Source organism: Candidatus Sulfotelmatobacter sp., assembly GCA_035498555.1.
GTDB lineage: Bacteria > Eisenbacteria > RBG-16-71-46 > RBG-16-71-46 > RBG-16-71-46 > DATKAB01.
Genome location: DATKAB010000012.1, coordinates 1 through 23,775, shown reverse-complemented (window position 1 = coordinate 23,775; position 23,775 = coordinate 1). Strand labels below are relative to the sequence as shown.

The 23,775-nt window shown below is 67.2% G+C and carries 18 protein-coding genes and 1 tRNA gene; 18 read left to right on the top strand and 1 reads right to left on the bottom strand.

Annotated features, from left to right (window positions below; genetic code table 11):
* The 18 genes from bamD to VMJ70_01455 form a co-directional block, all read left to right on the top strand.
* Positions 1 to 588: outer membrane protein assembly factor BamD (bamD, locus tag VMJ70_01540; GenBank protein ID HTO89789.1), on the top strand; the 588-nt coding region annotated here is incomplete at its 5' end.
* Complete coding sequence (gene nadD, locus VMJ70_01535) at positions 585 to 1,184, top strand: nicotinate-nucleotide adenylyltransferase (GenBank protein ID HTO89788.1); 600 nt, start codon at positions 585 to 587, stop codon at positions 1,182 to 1,184. The genes bamD and nadD, both read left to right, overlap by 4 nt.
* Entirely contained in the window at positions 1,181 to 1,906 is a 726-nt protein-coding gene (locus tag VMJ70_01530) for a class I SAM-dependent methyltransferase (protein HTO89787.1), read from the top strand. The genes nadD and VMJ70_01530 overlap by 4 nt, the downstream gene beginning before the upstream one ends.
* A gap of 8 nt (positions 1,907 to 1,914) precedes the next feature.
* Entirely contained in the window at positions 1,915 to 4,881 is a 2,967-nt protein-coding gene (polA, locus tag VMJ70_01525; protein HTO89786.1) for a DNA polymerase I, read from the top strand.
* Positions 4,871 to 5,545: a dephospho-CoA kinase gene (coaE, locus tag VMJ70_01520; GenBank protein HTO89785.1), complete on the top strand. Its 675-nt coding sequence runs from the start codon at positions 4,871 to 4,873 to the stop codon at positions 5,543 to 5,545. The genes polA and coaE overlap by 11 nt, the downstream gene beginning before the upstream one ends.
* 36 nt (positions 5,546 to 5,581) lie before the next feature.
* The gene (gene prfB, locus VMJ70_01515) at positions 5,582 to 6,727 is read left to right on the top strand and encodes a peptide chain release factor 2 (GenBank protein ID HTO89784.1); all 1,146 of its coding nucleotides are present in this window, start codon (positions 5,582 to 5,584) and stop codon (positions 6,725 to 6,727) included.
* On the top strand, positions 6,724 to 8,097 hold the full coding sequence (locus VMJ70_01510) for a phosphomannomutase/phosphoglucomutase (GenBank protein HTO89783.1): 1,374 nt from the start codon (positions 6,724 to 6,726) through the stop codon (positions 8,095 to 8,097). The genes prfB and VMJ70_01510 overlap by 4 nt, the downstream gene beginning before the upstream one ends.
* Before the next feature lie 23 nt (positions 8,098 to 8,120).
* On the top strand, positions 8,121 to 8,750 hold the full coding sequence (locus tag VMJ70_01505; protein ID HTO89782.1) for a DNA-3-methyladenine glycosylase: 630 nt from the start codon (positions 8,121 to 8,123) through the stop codon (positions 8,748 to 8,750).
* Between the two features lie 202 nt (positions 8,751 to 8,952).
* On the top strand, positions 8,953 to 10,587 hold the full coding sequence (locus tag VMJ70_01500) for a hypothetical protein (GenBank protein HTO89781.1): 1,635 nt from the start codon (positions 8,953 to 8,955) through the stop codon (positions 10,585 to 10,587).
* A gap of 525 nt (positions 10,588 to 11,112) precedes the next feature.
* Positions 11,113 to 13,716: a TonB-dependent receptor gene (locus VMJ70_01495; protein ID HTO89780.1), complete on the top strand. Its 2,604-nt coding sequence runs from the start codon at positions 11,113 to 11,115 to the stop codon at positions 13,714 to 13,716.
* A gap of 23 nt (positions 13,717 to 13,739) precedes the next feature.
* Entirely contained in the window at positions 13,740 to 16,673 is a 2,934-nt protein-coding gene (locus VMJ70_01490) for a hypothetical protein (GenBank protein HTO89779.1), read from the top strand.
* A 25-nt stretch (positions 16,674 to 16,698) separates the two neighbouring features.
* The gene (locus VMJ70_01485; GenBank protein ID HTO89778.1) at positions 16,699 to 17,643 is read left to right on the top strand and encodes a PorV/PorQ family protein; all 945 of its coding nucleotides are present in this window, start codon (positions 16,699 to 16,701) and stop codon (positions 17,641 to 17,643) included.
* A gap of 178 nt (positions 17,644 to 17,821) precedes the next feature.
* Entirely contained in the window at positions 17,822 to 19,159 is a 1,338-nt protein-coding gene (locus VMJ70_01480; protein ID HTO89777.1) for a GWxTD domain-containing protein, read from the top strand.
* 129 nt (positions 19,160 to 19,288) lie between these two features.
* On the top strand, positions 19,289 to 20,290 hold the full coding sequence (gene gap, locus VMJ70_01475) for a type I glyceraldehyde-3-phosphate dehydrogenase (GenBank protein ID HTO89776.1): 1,002 nt from the start codon (positions 19,289 to 19,291) through the stop codon (positions 20,288 to 20,290).
* A gap of 10 nt (positions 20,291 to 20,300) precedes the next feature.
* Complete coding sequence (locus VMJ70_01470; protein HTO89775.1) at positions 20,301 to 21,503, top strand: phosphoglycerate kinase; 1,203 nt, start codon at positions 20,301 to 20,303, stop codon at positions 21,501 to 21,503.
* Positions 21,500 to 22,279, top strand: a complete 780-nt coding sequence (gene tpiA, locus VMJ70_01465) for a triose-phosphate isomerase (GenBank protein HTO89774.1) — start codon at positions 21,500 to 21,502, stop codon at positions 22,277 to 22,279. Before VMJ70_01470 ends, tpiA begins: the two co-directional genes overlap by 4 nt.
* Before the next feature lie 93 nt (positions 22,280 to 22,372).
* The gene (gene secG, locus VMJ70_01460) at positions 22,373 to 22,795 is read left to right on the top strand and encodes a preprotein translocase subunit SecG (GenBank protein ID HTO89773.1); all 423 of its coding nucleotides are present in this window, start codon (positions 22,373 to 22,375) and stop codon (positions 22,793 to 22,795) included.
* A 25-nt stretch (positions 22,796 to 22,820) separates the two neighbouring features.
* A tRNA-Leu gene (locus VMJ70_01455) sits at positions 22,821 to 22,905 on the top strand.
* 24 nt (positions 22,906 to 22,929) lie between these two features.
* Here the strand turns inward: VMJ70_01455 and VMJ70_01450 are convergent.
* The coding region (locus VMJ70_01450) for a site-specific integrase (GenBank protein ID HTO89772.1) at positions 22,930 to 23,775 on the bottom strand (846 nt) is incomplete at its 5' end.

The following is a 23,775-nucleotide window of genomic DNA, read 5'->3' as shown; positions in this document are numbered from 1 at the left end:
GGCGAGTGCTACCTCAACATGCGCGAGTGGGCGTCGGCCCAGCTCGAGTTCGAGCGACTGTTGCGGGACTACCCCGAGAGCGACTCGGCTGGATCGGCCTCGTTCCGTCTCGGCGAGGCGCTGTTCGGTCAGTCCAAGATGGAGGACTTCGATCAGGAGTACACGCAGAAGGCGCTCATCCAGTGGCAGGACTACCTGGCGGCTTACCCCGACCACTGGCGGCACGCGCAGGGCGAGAAGAAGGTGCTCGAAGCGCGGATGAAGCTCGCGAGCAAGTTGCTCGACAATGCCGATCTCTACGTGAAGCTCAAGCTGGTGGAGCCGGCCCGTACCTACTATCAGAAGATTCTCGACGAGTACGGCGATCTGCCGCTGGCCGGACAGGCCGAGATCGGGCTCGCGCGCTGCGACCTGCTCTACGGCCGGCGCGACGCGGCGATCGACCGGCTGAAACGCGTCGAGAGCGAGCACGCCGGCGAGCCGGCTGCGGTCGTGGCCAAGCGGGAGCGTGAGAAGGCCGAGCATTCGAGGGCGCACGCGCCCATCAGGCCTCCCGCCAAACCCATTCCGGCGCCGCCCGGATCGTGATCCGGCGGCTCGGGCTGTTCGGCGGAACCTTCGATCCGCCGCACGTCGGTCACCTCGCCCTGGCCGAGTGGGCCCGGGACCGCCTCCGACTCGACCTCGTACTCTTCGTTCCCGCCGGTCGACCGCCGCACAAGCGCCGGTCGGTCCTGTCTCCGGCCGCCGACCGGCTGGCCATGACGCGGCTCGCGGTGCGGGGGCATCCGGCGTTCCGCGTCTCGACCATCGAGACGCGTCGCCAGGGCCCGTCGTTCACCGTCGACACGCTGGGTTGGGCGCGCGCGCGCTTTCCAGGCGCGCAGGTCTTCCTGCTGGTCGGTGCGGACAGCCTGGCCGACCTTCCGCACTGGCACGAGCCCGAGCGCATCGTGCGGCTCGCGCGGCTGGCGGTGGCGGCGCGACCGGGACGCAGGCATCGCGCTCGTGCTCGATTCGGCGCGCGCGTGGTCGAGCTGGACAATCCCGGACTCGAGGTGTCGTCGAGCGCGATTCGCGCGCGCGCTCGGGCCGGGCACAGCATCCGCTACCTGGTGCCCGAGTCCGTGGAGCGCTACATCCGGCGGCACGGTCTCTACCGGCCGAAGCGGAGCGCCCGGTGAGCTACGATCCGCGCGCGTTCTGGAACCACCGGCTGTCCGAGCAGTTCGATCTGCGCGGCACCGGCGAGCCGGGTTTGTCGCTGGCCTACAATCGGGCCTGCTACGACCTGAGGCGGCGCGTCCTCACCACGGCGCTGAGGGATTCGGGACTCGATCCGCGCGGGCGGACCGTGCTCGACGTCGGCTGCGGGACGGGTTTCTTCACCGCCTACTATCATGCGCGAGGCGGGCGGGTCACCGGGCTCGACATCACCCCGACTTCGATCCAACGACTGAGGGAGCGATTTCCCGATGCGCGCTTCATCGAAGCCGACGTCAGCGAGGCATCGCTCGGGGAGCGCTATGACATCGTCAACGCGTTCGACGTGCTCTATCACATCACCGACGACGAACGCTGGGAGCGCGCCGTGACGCGTCTGGCGCTGGCGGTCGCGCCGCAGGGGCTGCTCCTGCTCACCGACACTTTCAGCGATTCCGGGAAGAGCGCGGAGCACGTGCGCGCGCGCGGACTCCCGCGCTATCGGGCGATCCTCCAGGGCCAGGGGCTCGAGCCGCAGGCGATCTATCCCACCCATGTCCTGTTGAATCGCGAGCTCGGTGCGTTTCGCTTCCTGAATCGGCTGCCCGCGCTCCTCTGGGCCGCCGACCGCGTGCTATTGGCGCTGGGCGGTGGCCACGGCCCGACCACCAGCAAGCTGCTGGTGGCGCGCCGCGTCCGCTAGGAGGCTCGATGCCCCGCCTGTTCGTGCTCGACGCGCTCGGCCTCGCCTATCGGTCCTACTACGCGTTCGTGCGCCGGCCGCTGCTCAACTCGCGCGGCGAGAACACCTCGGCGATCTTCGGCGTCGCCAATCTGGTGCTCAAGATCCGGCGCGAGGAGCGCCCCGATTACTGGGCGCTGGCCTGGGATGGCCCCGGTCCGACCTTCCGCCATCAGCGTTATCCCGACTACAAGGCGACACGCAAGCCGATGCCCGACGATCTGCGCTCGCAGCTCACTCCGATCGAAGACATGGCGCAGGCGCTGGGGCTTCCGGTGCTGGAGATTCCCGGCACCGAAGCCGACGACGTGATGGCCACGCTGGCGCATCGCGGCGCCAGCGAAGGCCTCGAGGTGGTGCTGGTCACCGGCGACAAGGACATGCTCCAGGCGGTCGAGGATCACGTGCGGGTCTACGCGCCCGCCCAGCGCGGCGAGGACTGGGTGAAGCTCGATGCCGCGGGCGTACGCGCCAAATGGGGAGTGGGTCCCGAGCACATTCGCGACGTGCTTGCGCTGATGGGCGACACCACCGACAACATCCCCGGCGTGCCGGGAGTGGGAGAGAAGACCGCGGTCGAGCTGATGCATCAATTCGGCTCCCTGGAGGCGCTGTATTCCAGGTTGGGAGAAGTGAAGCGCCCTGCGCTTCGCGAGAAGCTCGAGCAGCATCGAGGCCAGGCATTCCTGTCGCGTGAGCTCGCCACCGTCCGGCACGACCTCGATCTCGGTTTGAGCTGGGAGCAGTTGAGGTGCGCGCCGATCCGGCGCGAGCCGCTGCTGGCCTTCGCGAGGCAGTTCGAGGTCCGACGGCTCGAAACCGTGGCCCGCGAGGAAGGCGTCGACGAGTCCGCTGCCGGCGCCCTCGCGCCGGCGCGTCCAGCCGAGCGGCGCGGTACCGCCGCCGAGACCGAAGCCGAAGGCGTGAAACTGCTCGGCCAGCCGGACGCGACATCGAAAGGCCCCGCTCCACCGGGAAAATCCGAGCCGCCGCGCGGACAGGGAGCCGAAGCCGGCGCCGCCGCGGCGGAAGTCCCCGGTGAGGCGGCCGAGCTGTTCGAACCCGCCGGCGCCGCGCCGCCGCTGCCGCCGCCGTTGTTCGCGAGGCCGGCGAGCGCCAGCGCGACCTGGCATCAGCCGGCGCTCGATCTGTGGGGCGGCGCCACCGCGGTGGACCCTGCCGCCTGGCTTCCGGCTCTGCACGAAGTCCGCGCGCGCGCGATTCACGGGCTCGGGATTCTGCCGATCGCCGAGGGCGATCCGCGCACCGCGCGCATGATCGGGCTCGCGCTGTCGGCGCGCGACGGCACCGCGTGCTATCTGCCGCTCGCGCACGAGGCGGGCGGCAATCTCGAGCCGAAAGCGGTCCGCGAGCTGCTCTCGCCGGCACTTGCCGACTCGTCGGTGCCCAAGGTCAGCGACGACCTGAAGCGCGTCATGCACCTGATGAAGGGGGCGCAGCTGCCTTTCGAGGGCCTGGCGTTCGATCTCCACGTCGGCTCCTTCCTGCTCGACGCCGTGCGCGATCACTCCCTGGAGGCGCTGGCGCACGACGTGCTCGGCGTCACGCTGCCCGATCTCGAGCCGCCGGCCGCGCGCGGGCGACCGCGGCCTTCGCGCGCCGCGGCCGATCCCGCCGCGCTGGGGGAGTCGGCGGCGCGGCACGCCGCGACGCTGTTTCCGCTCGCCGACGCGCTGCGAACGCAGCTCGAGGCCCGCGAACAGTGGGGGCTCTACGCGCGACTCGAGCATCCGCTGATCCCGGTGCTCGCCGACATGGAGCGCGCCGGGGTGCGCCTCGACGCGCCGGTGCTGAGCGAGATGAGCGGCCAGTGCGCCGCGCGCATCGCCGAGCTGGAATCGGCGCTCTACGCGCTGGCCGGCGAGCCGCTCAATCTCCAAAGCGGCGCGCAGGTCGCGCAGGTACTGTTCGAGAAGTTCAAGCTCAAGCCGGGGCGACGCACCAAGACCGGATTCTCCACCGACGAAGCGGTGCTCGAGGAGCTGGCCGCCGAGCATCCATTCCCGAAGCTGCTGCTCGAATATCGCGCGCTGACCAAGCTGCGCTCGACCTATCTCGAGGCGCTGCCCGCCGCGGTGGATCCGCGCGACGGGCGCGTGCACACGCGCTTCGAGCAGACCGGCGCCGCCACTGGCCGGCTGTCCTCCAGCAATCCCAATTTGCAGAACATCCCGATGCGGACCGAGCAGGGCCGCGCGATTCGCCGAGCGTTCGTGGCGCCTGAGGGCGGCGTGCTGATCGGGGCGGACTATTCGCAGATCGAGCTGCGCGTGATGGCCCATCTCTCGGGCGACCCCAATCTCATCGAAGCCTTCCAGCGCGGCGGGGACATTCACGCCGAAACCGCGCGGCGCATCTTCGGCGTCACCGGCGAGCTCGATCCCACGCTGCGGGCGCGGGCGAAGGTCGTGAACTTCGGCGTCATGTACGGGATGGGGGCGCGCAGTCTCTCCCAGCAGATGGGTATCGGGCTCGAGGAGGCACAGCTCTTCATCGCCGACTATTTCCGCGTCTACGCGCGGGTGCGCGAGTATCTCGACGCCACCGTCGAGGACGCCCGTCGGGTCGGCTACGTGCAGACGCTGCTTGGCCGCCGGCGCTATCTGCCCGGGCTGGCGAGTGTTCACGGCGCCGAGCGCTCGTTTGCCGAGCGTGCCGCGATCAACGCTCCGATCCAGGGATCGGCCGCCGACCTCATGAAGCTGGCGATGATCCGGGTGCATCGCTCACTCGGCTCGCGCTCCGGCGCGCGCCTGCTGCTGCAGGTCCACGATGAGCTGCTGCTGGAATGCCCGGCCGCCGACGGCGCGGCGGTGAGCGAGCGGGTCAAGCGCGAGATGGAGAGCTGTTACACGCTGCGCGTGCCGCTGGTGGTATCGGTGGGCATGGGACGGAGCTGGTTCGATGTCCACTAATCGAAGCGGCGCCGCAGTACGGCTGCGCCGGCGTCCCGCGAACGACGGGTTGCTGATCGTCGGTCTGGTCGGGCAGGCGGGGAGCGGCAAGAGCACGGTGGCGCGCGCGTTCGCCGCCCGAGGCGCGCACGTGATCGAGGCCGACCAGGTCGGTCACGAGGTTACCGATCGTGATCCGGAAGTGCGCGAAGCACTGATCGCCGAGTACGGCACCGGCGTCTACCGTGCCGATGGCACGCTCGATCGGGCCCGCGTCGCGAGCCGGGTGTTCTCCGATCGCGCCTCGCTCCAGCGTCTGAACCAGCTGGTGCACCCGCGCATCGTCGAGCGGATTCGCCGGCGCATCGCCGAGCTGAGAGCCGACGGCACTCAGGGCGTGGTGGTGGTGGATGCGGCCCTGATGCTCGACTGGGGCTTTCAGCGCGAGTGCGATGTGCTGCTGGCGGTGACGGCGGCGGGCTCCGAGCAGCTCGCGCGTCTCGAGCGGTCGCGGGGCTGGAGTCGCGCCGAGGCCGCCGCCCGCCTCGCCGCCCAGCCCAGCCGCGAGGAGTACGAGGCGGCGGCCGACGAGAGAATCGAGAATTCGGGAAGCGAGGCGGATCTGCAGAAGCAGCTGGCGGCGGTCTGGCAGCGGCTCGTGTTGCGGCTCTCGGGGCGCTGCTGAAATGCGCTTGCTTCACAATTCGCGCCGCATCCCCTAGTGTGTCGCGCCGCATTCACCAGGACCCTCGACCTCTCATGCTCACGCTCTCCGAACTTCGCAAGCGTCTCGATCAGACCCACGAACGGCTCGAGGGTCTGCGGAGGTATCTTTGACATCGAGGCGCGGCGCTCCGAGGTGAGCGAGCTGGAGGCGCGAATGGCGGCGCCCGGGTTCTGGGACCGCCAGGACGAGGCGCAGCGCACGGTCTTCAGCCTCAAGTCCGCCAAGAAGACACTCGACGATTTCAACGCGCGCGCCGGCGCCTGCCAGAGCCTCGTCGAGCTGCTCGATCTCGCCGAATCCGAGCGCGACGACACCATGCTGCAGGAAATCGAGCGCGAGCTCGGACGTCTCGAGTCCGAGGTCGCCTCGCTCGAGACCCGCAGCCTGCTCTCGGGCGAACACGACCGGCTCGGCGCGATCGTCAACATCCATCCCGGCGCCGGCGGGACCGAGTCTCAGGACTGGGCCGAGATGCTGATGCGCATGTACCAGCGCTGGGGCGAGCGACACGGTTACCGCGTCACCGTGCTCGATTTCCAGAGCGCGGAAATTGCGGGCATCAAGGACGCCACGCTCGAGATCGAGGGCGAGTACGCCTACGGCTACCTCAAGGCCGAGTCGGGGGTGCACCGGCTGGTGCGCATCTCGCCTTACGACGCCAACGCCCGGCGCCACACCTCGTTCGCATCGGTATCGGTGCTGCCGACGATCGACGACAGCGTCAAAGTGGAGCTGAAGCCCGATGAGCTGAAGATCGACACCTTCCGCGCGGGAGGCGCCGGCGGGCAGCACGTCAACAAGACCGAGTCCGCGGTGCGCATCACCCATCTGCCGACCGGAATCGTGGTGCAATCGCAGGCCGAACGCAGTCAGCATCGCAACAAGGACGCGGCCATGAAGATTCTGCTGAGCCGCCTGTTCGTGTACTACGAGGAGAAGGAACGCCAGAAGACCCAGGCGCTCGCCGGCCCCAAGAAGGAGATCGACTTCGGCAATCAGATCCGCTCCTATGTGCTCCAGCCCTACACCGTGGTGAACGATCACCGCACCGAGACCAAAATCGGCGACGTACAGTCGGTGCTCGACGGCGATCTCGATCCGTTCATCGATGCCTGGCTCAAGCGCAAGGAGCGAACGTGATCCCCCGTCACATCTTTCGCGAGTACGACATCCGCGGCCTGCACGCCACCGAGCTGACCGACGAAGTGGGCGAAGCGGTCGGGCGGGCATTCGCGACCCTGCTCGCCGCCGAGGGCGGGTTGCGCATCGCGCTGGGCGAGGACGTGCGGCCCAGCAGCGCGCGCCTGGCGGCGGCGGTGGAGCGGGGGCTGGTCGCGGCCGGAGCCAGCGTCGAGCGAGTGGGCGTGGTGCCGACGCCGGCGCTGTACTTCGCCGTCGCCTCGCGCGGGCTCGACGGCGGCCTGCAGGTCACCGGCAGTCACAATCCGTCCGAGTTCAACGGTTTCAAGCTGACCGCGCGCAAGCGCCCGATCTTCGGCCCCGACATCCAGGCGATGCGCGCCGGGATCGAACGCGGAGCACTGCGCTCGGCGCCGGGCGGATCGTCACGACCCGCTCCGGTGCTCGACGAGTATCGCGCCATGCTGGTCGAGCGGCTCTCCAGCCCGCGCGGTCTCCGGGTGGTGATGGACTGCGGCAACGGCTGCGCGGGAACCGTGGTGCCCGAAGTGTTCGAGCGCATGGGACATCGGGTGACGCCGCTCTATGCCGAGCTCGACGGCTCCTTCCCGCATCATCTGCCCGATCCCACCGTGCCCGGGCTGATGCAGGATCTGTCGGCCGCGGTCCGCGAACAGCGCGCCGATTTCGGCATCGGGTTCGACGGCGACGCCGATCGCATCGGCGCCGTGGACGCGGCGGGGAAGCTGGTGTTCGGCGACCAGTTGCTCGCGCTGCTCGCGCGCGACGTGCTCAGCCGCGTGCCGGGCGGGGAGATCATCTTCGACGTCAAATGCTCGCAGGGGCTGATCGAGGACATCGCCGCTCACGGTGGCCGTCCATCGATGTGGAAGACCGGTCACTCGCTGATCAAGAGCCGGCTGCTCGAGACCGGCGCGCCGCTGGCGGGGGAGATGTCCGGACACATGTTCTTCAACGAGGGCTACTTCGGATTCGACGACGCGTTGTTCGCCGCCGGACGGCTGCTGCGCTTCGTCGCCGCCAGCGGCAAGGACTTTGCGTCCCTGGTGGACTCGATCCCTCATTACTTCTCCACGCCAGAAACCCGGCTCGACTGTCCCGAGGAGCTCAAGTTCCAGGTGCCCGAAGAGCTGAAGCGCCAGTTCGCCGGACGCTATCGCGTGATCGACATCGATGGTGCGCGCGTGGAATTCGGCGACGGTTGGGGCCTGGTGCGCGCGTCCAACACGCAGTCGGTGGTCGTGGTGCGATTCGAGGCCCGCAGCCCGGAGCGGCTCGAGGAAATCCGCCGCATGATGATGGAGCCGCTTCGCCGCCTCGGCGTGGGCGAGGCGGCGGTCGGGCACTGAAGGCTTCGCGGCGCAATCCTGCCGTGCTCACCTCGCGGGCGGCGCGGAGGAAGTGGGGCCCGCCGCTCACGCGTCGCTTCTACCAGGGCGATGTGCTGCGCGTGGCCCGCGCGCTGATCGGATGCGTGCTGGTGAGGGAGGAGGCCGGGGGGGTCACCGCCGGCCGGATCGTCGAGGTCGAGGCGTACGGGGGGGAGCGCGATCCGGCCAGCCACGCGCGATCCGGCCGCACCGCGCGCAACGCGGTCATGTTCGAGCGCGGGGGACATGCCTACGTCTACTTCACGTATGGCATGCACTACTGCCTGAACGTGGTGACCGGGGAGGTGGGCGACGCTTCGGCGGTGCTGATCCGGGCGCTCCAGCCGCTGGCCGGGATCGAACGGATGAGGCGGCGTCGTGGCGTGACCGAACTCGCTCGACTGGCGCGAGGACCGGGCTGCGTGGGGCAGGCCCTGGCGCTCGATCGGCGGCACGACGGGCTGGATCTGACCCGCTCCCGGCTGTGGATCGGCGGCAGGCGAGGCGGCGCGGTACTTCCGATCGCCCGCTCGCCCCGCATCGGGATCCGGCGGGCGCAGGCGAGGCGCTGGCGGTTCTTCGTGCCGGATTCACCGTACGTCTCGGGCCCGCGGCGGCGGGTTGAGCGTTGACACTCTCGCAACGTCTCGCCTAACATGCGCGCTCCGTGCTTGGCGCACCTCGTTGACCGAGCGCACTTTCGCCGGAAGGTGAAGGCGTTTTCCTCCGCGTGACGGTCACCCCGTACTCGACGTGAGATCACGGAAAGGAGTCGGAATGAACCCAGGGCGCTGGGTCCGTTTGGGCGCATGCACCACACAAGTCTTCCTCGCTTTGGCGGTTGTCGTCTCCGCCGCCAGCGCCCAGTACGTGGATCCCACGCGCGCCGGGTACGAGCTCCCGCCCGATCCGATCGCCCGCAGCCCTCGGCTGCTGGGGATGGGCCGGCTGACGATGGTGATCCCCGACGCGGCCAACTCGATCGAGCTCTGGGACTTCGCTCAGAACCCGGCCGGGCTCTACGACACCGACTCCACCTCGGTGCTGGAGTTCCGTCCCACCACGGCTTCGACCTCGCGCACCCAGGACTTCCAGGATGCGCAGGGTCCCGGCATCCTTCAGACCGAAGCCTCGCGCGACGCGCGCCTCGCCCTCGAAGCCTGGCACCGTGAGAAGGGGGCCACCACCTACGGCCTGATCGGCGGAATCGATCTGCTCCGTGGCGACACTCCCTACGACGCGACCACCGAGCAGCGCGACATGGTGTCGAATCCAGCCGGGATGCCGGTGATCACGGGCCCGATGCCCTACGTCTTGAGCGACCGGATGGTCTATGCGATCCGCGGCATCTTCGGGATCAACAATGTCCACGACGACTATCGGCTCAGGGTCCGAAACGCCGCGGGCAGCTACATCGACAAGGAAGGAACGCTGCTTGGCCCGCCAGACTTCTTCACGCCCGACGACTATTTCGTGAAGCAGCTGGGGGGCGGAGCCTCGGTCGCGCTGCGCGCCACCCCCTGGCTCACCTGGGCGGTGGGGGGCGACATCACCTCGGAGCTGATCAAGGGTTCCAATGATGGAGACCGCTACACCAGCGAGACCGAGGAGTCCCGGCCACTGTATCTCGGACAATCGACGCTGATCGGCAAACTCGGCAAGTCGGCGCAGTGGGGCATCGACGGCCAGATCTGGTCCAGCTCGAGCGACGCGAGCTGGGTGTTCTCGATTTCGCCCTCCGGTGGGCCCGGTCCGTCGCGACCCGCGCTTTCGAGCCGCGGGAATCTGTTCAAACGGAAGGAGGAGGGAAGCCGGCTGCGTGCCCGCCTGCGCGTGCCCATGGGTGCGTGGGAACTGGGTGGAAGCGGTGGCACCCTCTACCGCAAGACCAACGTGACTCCCGCGGCGCTCAGCGACCCGACCTCGTTCAATGTCTTTCGCGCCCAGATCTACGACCAGGAAGCCACCGGAGACACCTTGATGTTGCCCGCCGAGATCCTGGCGTCCGAGCGCGCGGAACGCGGGTGGGAAGCTTCGGGCGGCCTGAGCTGGCGGGCACCCGGACGCCACTGGGTCACCGGTGCTGAATACCACTACATCCAGAGCAAGCTGGACGCCGTGACCAGCCAGGGTTCGTACGCCGATGAGGTCCTGGGGCTGCCGCGGATCTCGACCGGCACGCTGGGGAAGGCCTGGGACGCACGCGCGGGCTCCGAGATCGCGATCACCCCGGTGCTCATGGGGCGGGTGGGCTACATCTACCGCGCGGGAGACCTGGACGTGAACACCCAGGCCAACGAGAACTTCGCCAACACCGTGACGCTCGGGCTCGGTCTCTACCCTCCGGCGTCCAGCTGGAAGTTCGACCTCGGTGCGGCGCTCGGGTGGGGTGCGGCGAACTACGGCTCGCCCGTCAATCCCCAGAGTGAGGCCACTCAGCTCTCGATGCGGTTGCGATGGGACTTCTGAGCCCCCGGGCGCCGAAGAAAATCCTTCCGCGTGGCGAATCAGGGCTTGACAGAAGGACTACTTCAGCCGATATTAGCTGCGACTGGGCGTTCGGCATCGCGCCGTTTGTGGATTTTCCCTCCTGATGCCTCCGGTTCGAGCGAGGAACCCGCTCCCCTCAGCAGACGCCTGCCTGCTCTTGCTACGCCCCGCTCATCGTCGGGTCCAAGGGTCGCGGTCGAGTCCGCATCATCGGGCTTAACCGGCGGGCCCAAAAGGACTTGGATATTGAAATTCGTTGACATGCGACATTGGCCTTGGCAAGGTGCCACGAGTGTTTCACCCGAGAGGGCAATGTCGATGGTCCAGATGAGGGAACTCTTCGGCATGTCGAGAACCGGCAGGTACTCAAGGGCAGCGTGGTTGGCGGTCTTGGGCTTTGCCCTGCTCGCTTCCCCCGTCCGCGGTCAGGGAACGGCCCCGGCTCCCCCTGCCACTCCGCCCCCAGCCCCGACGACTGGCCCGACCGGCAAGATCGTCGGCAAGGTGTTGCAGAACGGGAAGGACCCGATCCCTTACGCGAACGTGAAGATCCTCGGCGGCCCGAGGCTCGGCGCCCTGACCGACGAGAATGGCGCCTTCAGCATTCCCGGCGTGCCGGTGGGCAGCTGGCAGATTCAGGCCGAGCCGATCGGCTACGACAAGCAGGTGCAGACGATTCAGGTGAACGCCGGACAGACCGCGACCGTCACCTTCTCGGTTGGTGAGACCAAGGTCGTCAAGCAGATCGAGGAAATCGAAGTACGCGCGGAAAAGCGCATCGATACCAAGTCCTCGACCACCAAACAGACGATCTCGGCTGAGAAGCTCAAGGAACTGCCCGTCGACAACCTCAACCAGGCGATCGCGACCAAGGCCGGTGTGGTGGCGATGGGAGGCGACCTTCACTTCCGCGGGGGCCGCGCGGGCGAAGTGAAGTTCCAGTTCGATGGCGTCGAAGTTTCCGATCCGCTGTCCGGGCGAGGCGCCAACATCGCGACGCTGGCGGTCGCCGGCACCGACGTGCTCTCGGGCGGATTCGACGCCGAGTACGGCAATGCGCTTTCGGGGGTGGTCAACGTCAGCACCAAGGAGGGCACCGATCGCTTCGGCGGCGACATTCGCTGGGACACCGACCGCTACGGCGATCCGACCAAGACCTACGACAACTTCGACCGGTTCACCTTCGGATTCGGCGGGCCGACCCCGATCCGGAACCTGACCTACTTCGCGACCTACGAAGGAACGTTCTCCGACACGTACCTGAAGAGCTCGATGACGCGCCCGAGCGCGACGCTGCTCGATTTCCTCCGCTTCGGAAACCGACAGAGCAATACCGTCAATACCAATTTCAAGCTTGCCTATCGCTTGAATTCGAAGAACAAGGTCACGCTCGAGACCGTGAACAACCGGAACATCTTCACGCCCTACAATCACATGTGGAGCCGCGAGGGTTTCGTGAAGGTGACCTACGACACCACGCCGGGTACCGGCGCGCTCACGCCTCGGTACGGCACCTGGTCGTTCACCAAGGACGACAGCACGTTCATGCCCATGAACATGCCGGATCACGTGCCGACCACCGACGATCGCTACCGGCAATACACCGCGGTGTGGACCAACCAGATTTCCGACAAGAGCGTGCTGTCGACGCGGCTCTCGACGCTGTCGTTCAACACCCAGACCTCGGTGCGCGGACTCCAGCCCTGGGAGTACGACACCCAGACGCCGTTCTTCTGGAACGGGAACATTTCGCCGGGGACCGAGAACAATCCGTACTACGCGACCCACGGGGACTTCCCGGTCTGGTCGCTCAACGAGTCCTCGACGTCGGAGCTGAAGAGCGACTTCTCGAGCCGGCGATGGAAGAACCACACCATCAAGACCGGCATCGAGGCCAAGTACAACATGGTGCGCAACCTGACCTTGAACGGCCCGAACCTGGAAGCCAATGGACTGCCCGGACAGTCGCGCTCGGACTTTCTGAACTACAACCCCGAGGGCGCTGCCTATGTTCAGGACCGGTGGGAGTTCGAAGGTCTGGTGTTGAACGCCGGTTTGCGCTACGACATGTTCACCCCGGGCCCGCAGATTGCCGACGCCGATCTGGCCAGCGGAAAACGCTACAAGCAGCAGCTGAGCCCGCGGCTCGGCATCGCCTACCCGATTTCCGACAAGGATGTGCTGAGCTTCCATTACGGCTGGACCTATCAGACTCCGTCGCGCGCGGTGATCTTCCAGAATCGCGAGATCGACGCCAGCGTCAATACCCGCGGCAATCCCGATCTCGAGCCCGAAACCAACATCTCGTACCAGGCGGGCGTGCAGCACCTGTTCTCACGCGACGTGTCGGGCCAGTTCTCGGTGTTCTTCAAGGACATCTACGGTCTGATCACGGTGCGGCAGGAGCGCGATCAGTTCGGAAATCTGGTCAACGTGTTTTTCAACGGCGATTACGCCAGCGCGCGCGGATTCGAGGCCAGCATCAGCAAGAGCTTCAGCCACAAGTTCTCGGCCGAGATCAACTACTCGTACCAGATCGCGACCGGCGTCGCGTCGGATCCGACCGCGGCTCTCCAGTTCTTCAACGGCGGCCAGCTCTATCTCCCGATCTCCGAGCAGCCGCTCGACTGGGATCAGAGGAACACGCTCAGCCTTCAGGGCGTGGTGAGGGATCCAGGCAAGTGGGGATTCCGGATGCTGTGGTCGTACGGCTCGGGCTTCCCGTTCACGCCGACCTTCCGGAACGATCGCAAGCCGGACCCGTCGCTGGACAATTCGCGCCGCCAGCCCTCGGTCTCGCGGCTCACGGTCGACGGCGACAAGTACTACAAGATCTGGGGCCAGAACGTGACGCTGTTCTTCGACGCGCGCAACGTGCTCAACGCCACCACCATCCTGTCCCTGACTCAGAATTCGTTCCCCAACAACAACGTCGACCGGGCGGGTGGTTCTGACTACCTCATCTACTACACCGAAACGGGCCGGGCGGGAGGCGCCTACCTCCAGGACATCAACGGCGACAACGTTGACGACTGGGTGCCGGTGCACGATCCGCGTGTGTTCGACGAAGGCCGAAATGTACGTCTCGGCGTCAGCGTGAGCTTCTGATCCGACCGAGACCACGGGGAGCCATGAAAGGACTCGCGAGAATCATCGTTGCACTCGGGATCGCGACAGTGTTCGCGCTTCCGGCCACGCCAGGCCTTTCGGCGGGCGCGGAGCTGCCGGGCAAGAAATACCTCGGCGGGACCGATGATGCCGTCAACGACGAGCTGAATCAGGTCTACACCGAGATGTTTCAGCACTCGTTGAAGGAACGGCCGCAGCCCAACGCCCTGCCCGACATCTTCGGGCCGGGAGCGGTGCTCAAGGCCGGCAATCTGGTGATGAAGGTGACCAACTACGGCATCATTGGCAATCCCTTCACCACTTCGAGCGATCCTTCAGGCCAGTGGCCCGGGCAGTCGGGCGTCGAGTATCTCAACGCCATCGCGCTGGCGATCGGCGGCGTCGAGATCGAGAACGGCCAGCTGATCCGCCGCGTGACCTATTTCCCCGAATGGCGGCCCCCGTCGCTCGACGCCGAGGACAAGATCTACACGGCGTACGAAGGAATCGTCGGCGGCAATCGGTTCCAGGACGACGACGCAGACGGCAAGGTGGACGAGGACTTCCTCGACGGGCGTGACAACGACGGCGACGGCAGGATCGACGAGGATTACGCGGCGGTCGGCCAGCAGATGTTCTCGTGCGTCATGACCGACTTCTCGCTCCAGTCGCTCACCTCGAACGTGCGCGAGCAGCACGTGCCGCTCGGGCTGCGGGTCGAGCAGAAGGCGTGGGCCTACTCGCTGACCTCGCCGAATCTCACCAATTTCAACGTGGTCGAGTACAACATCATCAACGTTTCGGGGAACGTGATCGACAGCTTGTTCGTGGGCTGGCTGGTGGACTTCGATTCCGGCCCGGTGGTGGTGTCGAACTACTTCCAGGACGATCAGGACATCCCCGGCTATCCACAGGGCTGGTTCATTTACGATTTCACCCAGGGCGGGCAGGTGCGCGACAACCGCAGTCAGTTTCCGCACGCGCCCGGCCTCGCGGTCTCGAGCGACTCCGCGCTGTGCCCCCGCGACACCATCCGCGTGAACGGTTTCTCGATCGGCGACGACAACGGTGACGACAATCGCACCACCGGTCTGCCGTCCTTCCTGCTGTTCGGCTACACCCTGGATCCGCTCGGCCTCGACGGGCCGCGGCGCGTTCAATTCCGCGCCTTCCGCTCGTTCACCAGCGGCACGCCGTACGGTCAGGGCGGCAATCCGGCCATCGACCAGCAGCGGTTCGAGTTCATGTCGAGCCTGCAGAACGTCGAGACCGACCAGACCAATCCGAAGGTGGGCCTGATCACGGCCGACCCGGGCGACCAGAAGGGCGATCAGGTGCAGTGGTGCTCCGTGGGGCCCTGGCTGCACGTCAAGAACGGCCAGTCCATCCTGGTCACGATCGGCGTGGCCGTGGACCGCGGAACCGTTCTGCTCGGCAGGTCCTATCGCGCCGCTTACGACGGATACATCAATGCCCCGGACGCCAATCGCGGCATGCTCGGGAAGCAGCTACTCGACGAGTACCCGAGCCTCAACACCGCGTTCACGGCCCAGCTCGCCTACGAGGGCATCTGGGACCACAACGCCAACTACCCCGAGCCCGATTTTCACGGTCGCGAGACCGCGCTGCGCGCGGATCCTGGCCAGCAGTTCCAGGCCACCGAGGACTGCGAGACCTTCTCGCGCACGATCCTGGTCACCGACCGGCAGTACTACTGGTTCGACTTCGACTGCGACTATTGCACCGGCGTCTGGGACTACCAGATCGGCTCCAGCAACCCGAGCGATCCGAGCGTGGGCGGCATGATCCACAAGACCTGGAACTCGTCGGCACCGCCGCCGAGTCCGATCACGGACGCCTCGATCTCCTACAACTATTCGGAGAACCCGGACCGCACCGTGGTCCCGGGCGGCGACAACCGGGTGACGCTGGCCTGGGACAATCTCTCCGAAGTCACGCCCGATCCCGCGCCACCCAACCTGTTCGACTTCCGCGGCTACAAGATCTGGAAAGTCGCGGACTGGACGCGGCCGGTCGGCTCGCCGGGTCCGTCCGAGGATCAATGGTCGCTGGTGGCCGAGTTCCGCTGGTTCAACTACTACGACACCAACGGGAACCCGATCTTGAACAATCTGGTCACGGTTCCGGATCCGGCCAACCCCGGCCAGTTCATCACCAAGTGTCCGTCGGTCTTCATTCCGTCTCTCGGCGCCAACAAGGACATCTGCCTCAATCGCGGCGACCTGTGGAATCAGCAGACCGGTGAGGTCATCCATCCCGACACGACGCTGGCCTGCAATCCGGATGGTCACGGAGGTTGCGAGCAAAAGACGTCGTGCATCATTCCTCCCGGCAGAACCTCCTGCATCCAGGTCACCCGGGATCGCTATCCGGTGGGTCGCTACCGTTACCTGGACACCAGTGTGAAGAATGGCTTCATCTACTTCTATTCAGTGACCGCTTTCGATTCCACCAACGTCGGCATGACCGAGAGCCGGCGTTCGGCAGTCGAAGCCGAGGGCATCGTGCCGCAGGCCTCGACGAAGACCGGCAAGCACGTCACCGTCGTTCCGAACCCCTACAAGGGCTACGCGGCGATCCCGCAACGTCCGTCCGCCTGGGATCTGACTCCCAACGCGACCGACCCTACCGGCACGCACATCGATTTCCTCGGTATGCCGCCGGGCAAGTGGACGCTGAGGATTTACACCGTGGCCGGCGACCTGGTGCAGACGATTCACTCCGACGACCCGGTCAACGACTCGATTCGCGGCGACCTGTCCGTGAACGGGACGACCTATCACGGCTACAACAAGCAGCAGGACAATGCCAACGACGGCGAAGCGCGCTGGAATCTCATCTCCCGCAACGGCCAGGACGTGGTGAGCGGGATCTATCTTTTCACGGTGAACTCCGATCAGGGGGTTCAGCGTGGCAAGTTCGTCATCATTCGATGAGCCGGGTGAGCGAAGGAGGAAGATCGTGAGAAAGTGGATCGCGGCCGCAGGCCTGGTCGGAGCGATGGTGCCGGGCCTCGCCGGGGCTGCCAATATTTTCGAGAAAGTCGGAACGTTTGGCGGTCAGTTCCTGAAGATTCCGGTTGGCGCTCGTGCCGAAGGCATGGGCGGAGCGTTCGTCGGCGTCTCGGACGATGCCTCGTCGCTGTTCTGGAACGCTGCAGGAATCGCCCGCATCGATCCCGACAAGTCGGTCTTCAACTTCAACCAGGCGACCTGGCCGGCGGACCTCAAGTTCTCGCAGGCGGGGTACGTCTTCCACGTCAAGCGCATTCCGGGCGCGATCGGGCTCAACGTCCGCTCGCTGTACATGGACCCGATGACGGAGACGACGGCGTTCCAGCCGGACGGCACCGGGAACACGTTCGACGCCGGCTTCATGTCGTTCGGGCTGACCTACGCCCGCTCGTTCACCGACAAGTTCAGCGCCGGCTTCACGGGCAATTTCATCCACTCGGGCCTCGCGGAGTTCTCTCAGCAGACCTATTCGTTCGATATCGGCACCCTGTACGACGTGGGCACCCTGGGGATGAAGATCGGAATGTCGATCTCGAACATCGGCTCGCAGGAGCAGTTCATCGAGCGCAGCGCGCGAATTCCGAGCATGTTCCGGGTGGGGACGTCCGCGACCATCTTCCAGCTGGCCAACCAGAAGCTGCTCGGCTCGTTCGAGTTCTCGCACCCGCCGGACAACGCCGAGCGCATGAACGTCGGGTTCGAGTACGCGTTCCAGAAGTTCGTGTTCCTGCGCGGCGGTTACAACATCAACTATGATGCCGAGGCGTTGGCGGGCGGCGTAGGCTTCCACATTCCGGTTTCGGTCGCCGGACAGGCAGATGTCGACTATGCGTATACGGACATGCAGGACCTGGGCGGAGTGCACCGCATTTCGATCCAATTCGCGTTCTGATCGCCGACCGCGCCTTGCGGCTCGATTCGTGACGTTTCTCTCGACGCGCTCTCGCCTGGGAGCGCGTCCGCTTTTCGGGTGGCTCCTCGCCCTGAGCCTGGCGCCGTCGGCGGCGCTCGCGGCACACCCCAGGGGTGACAAGGGTCCGGGGCCCTTCCCCTGGAGAATCGGGCACGAGGTGGGCTTCACCGCCGACGTGGCCGCGTTTCCCGAGAGCTCGGGCACCGAGCTCGACGTCTACCTGCGGATCCGCCCCAGCCTGATCGCCGAGCTGTGCCGGAACGGCCGCGAGCCGACGCCCATCCGCATCGAGGCGCACCTCCGCTCCGTCTTCGGCGGCCGAACCGACGAGCGCGAACAGATCTTCAGCGTCATTCCGGCCGACACCGCCCATGCGATCGGGGAGGTCGTCGTGCTGAGTTTCCCGGCGCGGCCGGGGCCTCATCATCTCGAGATCCGGCTCGACTCCCGCCGTCGCGAGCTGGCCCGTCGCGGCATCCAGGGGCCCGAGACCGCGCGGGTCGAGGGCGAGTTCGACATTCCCGGTCCCCAGGCCGGGCGCGAAATCTCCGACATCCAGTTCGTGTGGATGGACGCCGGCGACAGCCACTCGCACGTGTTCGGCCGCAGCGGGCGCGCGCTGGTGCCCAACCCCGAGCGGCTCTACGGCCTCTACGCCACCGACCTGTCGGCCTACTTCGAGGCGCGAGGCGTGGCGGGCGACGAGCGGCCCTGGCACTGGGTGGCGCGTCTCGCCGATTCGACCGGACGAGTGATCGCCGACCGCGACAGCACGGCGCCGGGCGCCAGCGCGATGTCGGCGGCGTTCAAGCTCGACGTGAGTGGACTTCCTGCCGGAGGCTACGACCTCGAGGTCAAGGCCTGGCAGGAGGGAGACCCCGGTGCGTTGCTCCGGAAGGCGCACTTCAGCGTCGCGTGGCAACCCGAGACCTGGCGGCGAGACCCGATGGACATGCTGGACGAAGCGCATTTCCTGCTGGCCACGAAGGAGGAGGACCGCTTCGAGCGCCTGCAGGCCGGAGAGCAGGAGCGGATCTTCGACGACTACTGGAAGATTCGAGATCCGACCCCCGAGACCGGCGTCAACGAAGCGCGCATCCGCTTCCTGAGGCGCGTGGATTTCGCCAATCGCACCTACGGTCGTTACGGGCTGGGCCGCGGCATGTTCTCGGACATGGGGCGCGTCTTCATCCGCTACGGCGAGCCCGACGAGGTGCTGCGCCAGGTGATCCCCGGATTCGACGACAACCTCAAGACCCTCGTTCAGCAGCTCGCAGCCACCGAGAAGCGGGCCATGGGGAATACCGAGGACGGCGAGCCCGGCGCCGACATGAGGCCGTTCGAGGTCTGGATCTACGAAGGGCAGATCCCGCTGCCGATCGACGCCGATCCCCGGCAAGACATCCAGCGCCTTCAGGGTCGCCAGCGTCTGGTGTTCCTGTTCGTCGATGAGAACTGGCTCGGCGACTATCACCTGCTCTACTCCAGCGAATAGCGCGCCGCCGGCCGAGGGCGCGATGCGCTCTCGCCATGCTCATCCTTGACCCTCCCTCACGCCTCGGGCATATTTCGCGCGCTTTTTGCCGCTCCGCAGGCGATCACACCGGGACGGGAGGACGTGGCGATGGCGCTACGCGTGGCGATCAATGGATTCGGGCGCATCGGGCGCCTGGTGGTGCGGGCCGCGAAGCTTCGTAACGCCCCGATCAACTTCGTGGCGGTCAACGACCTCACCGACGCGGGCACGCTCGCGCACCTGCTCAAGTACGACACCGTCCATCGCGTCTGGCATCAGATTTCGGGACGGGCCGAGAACGGCAAGCTCAACGTCGCCGATGACTGGATCGACGTCCTGTCGGAAAGGGATCCGACCAAACTCCCGTGGAAATCGCTGGGCGTGGACACGGTGCTCGAGTCCACCGGCAAGTTCACCGACCGTGACAAGGCGGCGGTCCACCTCGCCGCGGGCGCGAAGCGCGTGCTGGTGTCGGCGCCGTCCAAGGGTGCCGACCTCACCTTCGTGATCGGAGTCAACGACCGGCTCTACGACCCCGCCAAGCACGTGATCACCAGCATCGGCTCCTGCACCACCAACTGCCTCGCGCCGGTCGCCAAAGTGCTCGACGATTCGTTCGGCATCGATCACGGGCTGATGACTACGATCCACGCCTACACCAACGATCAGAACATCCTCGATCTGCCGCACAAGGATCTGCGGCGCGCGCGCGCCGCGGCGCTCAGCCTGATTCCGACCTCGACCGGCGCGGCCAAGGCGATCGGCGAGGTGCTTCCCCAGCTCAAGGGCCGGCTCGATGGCATGGCGGTGCGCGCGCCGGTGATGGACGGCTCGCTCGTCGACCTGGTGTGCCAGGTGAGGAAGGCGGTGACGAAGGAGCAGGTCAACGCGGCGATGAAGGCGGCCGCCGACGGTCCGATGCGCGGAATCCTGGAGTACTGCGAGGATCCGATCGTATCGAACGACGTGATCGGCAACCCGGCGAGCAGCATCTTCGACTCGCTCTCCACCAGCGTGATGCAGAACGACATGGTGAAGGTGCTGTCGTGGTACGACAACGAGTGGGGATTCTCGAACCGGGTGGTGGACGCGCTGCTCAAGATGGCCTGAGGGGGCCGCCGTGGACTACCACAAGCGGGACCTGACCACGCTCGAGCCCCGCTCGCGTCGGGTGCTGGTGCGGGTGGACTTCAACGTGCCGCTCAAAGACGGCCGGGTCGCCGACGACACCCGGATTCGCGCCTCGATCCCGACGCTCCAATGGCTGTCGGATCGCGGCGCCCGCGTGATCCTCATGTCACACCTCGGGCGCCCCAAGGGCGGCCCCGATCCGAAGTACAGCCTGGCGCCGGTGGCGGCGAAACTCGGCGAGCTGATGAAGCGCACGATCGCCTTCGCTCCCGACTGCGTGGGGCCGCCGGCCGAGTCGGCGGTCGCCGCGCTTCGCGACGGCGAGCTGCTGCTGCTCGAGAACCTGCGCTTCCACGCCGAGGAAGAGGCCAACGACCCGGCATTCGCCGCGCGCCTCGCGGCGCTCGGCGAGATGTACGTGGACGACGCGTTCGGCACGGCGCATCGCGCGCACGCTTCGACCGAAGGCGTGCCGCGGCTGTGCCGCCCGGCGGTGGCGGGCTTCCTGATCCAGCGCGAGCTGGAATACCTCGGCAAGGCTCTCGATCGGCCGAAGCGCCCGTTCGCGGCGGTGCTCGGCGGCGCCAAGATCTCGGGCAAGATCGACGTGATCCAGGCGCTGATGGGCAAGGTGGATCGGCTGCTGATCGGGGGGGCCATGATGTTCACCTTCGCTCGGGCCCAGGGACTCGGCACCGGCCGCTCGCTGGTGGAGGAGGATCGCGTCGCGACCGCGCGCGAGGTGCTGGATGCGGCGCGGGCTCGCGGCGTGGAGCTGATCCTCCCGGTGGACTGCGTGGTTTCGACCGCCACCGACGGCAGCGCGCCGGCGCGCGCGGTGGCGATTGCCGAGCTATCGGCGAACGACATCGGCGTCGACATCGGGCCGGGGACGACACGCCTGTTCGCCGACCGCCTGCGCGATTGCGCGACCGTGCTGTGGAACGGGCCGATGGGCATCTTCGAGGTGCCGGCGTTCTCCGAGGGCACGCTGCAGGTGGCGAGGACGCTGGCCGAGATCGGCTCTCGCGGTGCGGTCACGGTGGTGGGAGGAGGCGATTCGGTCGCGGCGATTCAGCAGTCGGGACTCGCGGAGCGATTCACGCACCTGTCGACCGGCGGCGGCGCATCGCTCGAGTTCCTGGAAGGCAAGGTGCTCCCCGGCATCGCCGTGCTCGACGACGCGTCATGAACCCGAGTCGTCGGCCGCGGCTGGTGGCGGGAAACTGGAAGATGCACCGCACGCCCGCCGAAGGGGCGGCGCTGGCGGCCGAGCTGAAGGCGCTGCTCGCGGCGCCGCGCGCATGCGAGACGGTGCTGTGCCCGCCGTTCCCGGCGCTCGAATCCGTCGGGCGCGCGATCGCCGGCAGCGCCATGCGACTCGGCGCGCAGAATCTGCACCCGGAACCGCAAGGAGCATTCACCGGCGAGGTCTCCGGGCCGATGCTGCGCGCTGCCGGCTGCACCTACGTGATCGTCGGACATTCCGAGCGGCGCCACGGCATGGGCGAAGACGACGCGCTGGTGGCGCGCAAGCTGCGCGCCGCGCAGCGCGATGATCTCACGCCGATCGTGTGCGTCGGGGAGACCCTGGCGGAGCGCGAGGGCTCGAAGACCGCCGAGGTGCTGGTGCGCCAGGTGCGCGCCGCGTACGACGGGCTGGGAGCCGCGGCGCGCTCCACGGTGGTCGCCTACGAGCCGGTGTGGGCGATCGGCACCGGGCGCGTGGCCACGCCCGAGCAGGCGCGCGAGGCACACGAGATCATCCGCGCCACGCTCGATCGCGTGGTCGGTTCCGGCGCCGGCGGGGCGCTGCGCATTCTCTACGGCGGAAGCGTCAACCCCGGCAACGCCTCGGCGCTGTTCGCGGTCGAGGAAGTGGACGGCGCGCTGGTCGGCGGCGCGTCTCTCGAGGCCGCTTCATTCTTTCGCATCGTCACCGCGGCCGAGACCGCGGGCCGGGTTTGACGGCGGCCGGAGGGGGCTGATAGGCTGCGTCCCCGCTTGCCGCAGCGCGTTGCGCGTTTCCCCATCGCGGTCGCTTTCCGATCCGAGGAATTCATGTACGTCGCCGTCCTGGTGCTCCATCTTTTCGTCTGCCTGGGCCTGGTGTCGGTGGTTCTGCTCCAATCCGGCAAGGGCGGCGGCCTCGCCGGTGGGGCGTTCGGTGGCTCGGCTCAGACGGTGTTCGGCGGTCGCGGCGCGACCGACTTCATGACGCGGGCGACCATGGTGCTCGGCACCGCCTTCTTCGTGACGTCGATCGGTCTGGCCCTGCTGTCGACCGGGCAGGGCCCCGCGGGCAAGAGTCTGATGCAGGAGGAGGCGCGGCATGCCACGACCAATGCCGCCACTCCGCCGGGCGCCCCGCCGCCGCCGGGGGCGACCGCGCCACGGCCCGCGACCGGCCTCGCGCCGTCGACGCCGGCTCCTGCTTCACCCGCGCCGGCCAGCTCGCCTGCGACGAAGCCCTCCGGAAAGTAGATTGGCCGGAGCCTCCCGAATGCGTGCCCGGGTGGTGGAATTGGTAGACACGTACGTTTGAGGGGCGTATGGGGAAACCCGTGCGAGTTCAAATCTCGCCCCGGGCACCACTGTAGACCCGCGTTCGGAAGGAGTTACGGGCGCGGGTCTCTCATTTGTCCGAGTTTTTGTCCGAGTGGGGCACCGGACGCGGACAAGTTGTCAGCATCTTTCGTGTCGAGAGCGGCCAGCTTCTCGACCGCTCGCTCCAGGGCGGGAACGTCGTTGAGCGCGTACCGCGTGAACATCGACTCCGTCTCGTGCCCGAGCAGTCCCATTGCCTCGGAGCGCGCGACACCTGCTCGCACAAGCCGCATGGCCGCATAGCGCCTGAGATCGTGGAACCGCCGGTCGACCAGATTGGCGCGCCGGCAGGCAGATCCCCACGCGTAGTCGATGTTCCGGAGTGGCCGCCCTTCGCAGTGAAACACGTGGGTCACGTCTACACCGCGCTCGCGCTCGACCGCCCAACGCGCCTGCCGCTGTTCCTCCAGCAAGCCAGCCAGTGAAGGGAAGCGCTTGAACGGGAAGACCCGTCCGCGTCGCGACTTCGTCTCACCTGGTTCGAGCCGGATCGTGCCGGCGGCAAAGTCCACCGCCGTCCAGCGGAGCGACAGGCACTCCATGAGTCGCCACCCCGTCGCAGCGCCAAACCGCACGACCGGACGAAGGCGGTCCGGAAGCTCGACCAACAGCCGCTCCAGTTCGGCATCGGTGAAGTGCGCCGTCCGGACGTTCCGCACGGTTACGGTCGGGACGAGGGGCTGCGAGCCAAGCACGCCCCGCTTGCGCGCGACCTTGAACGCCTGCGAGAGCACCGCCAGTTCGAAGCGCACCGTAGCCGGCGCAGCTCCAGCGGACCGCCGGGCTCCAACGTAGCCCTCCAGCGCGGTGTAGGTGACCCTGGTCGCGCGCCGGTGCTCGCCGAAGTGGTCGACCAC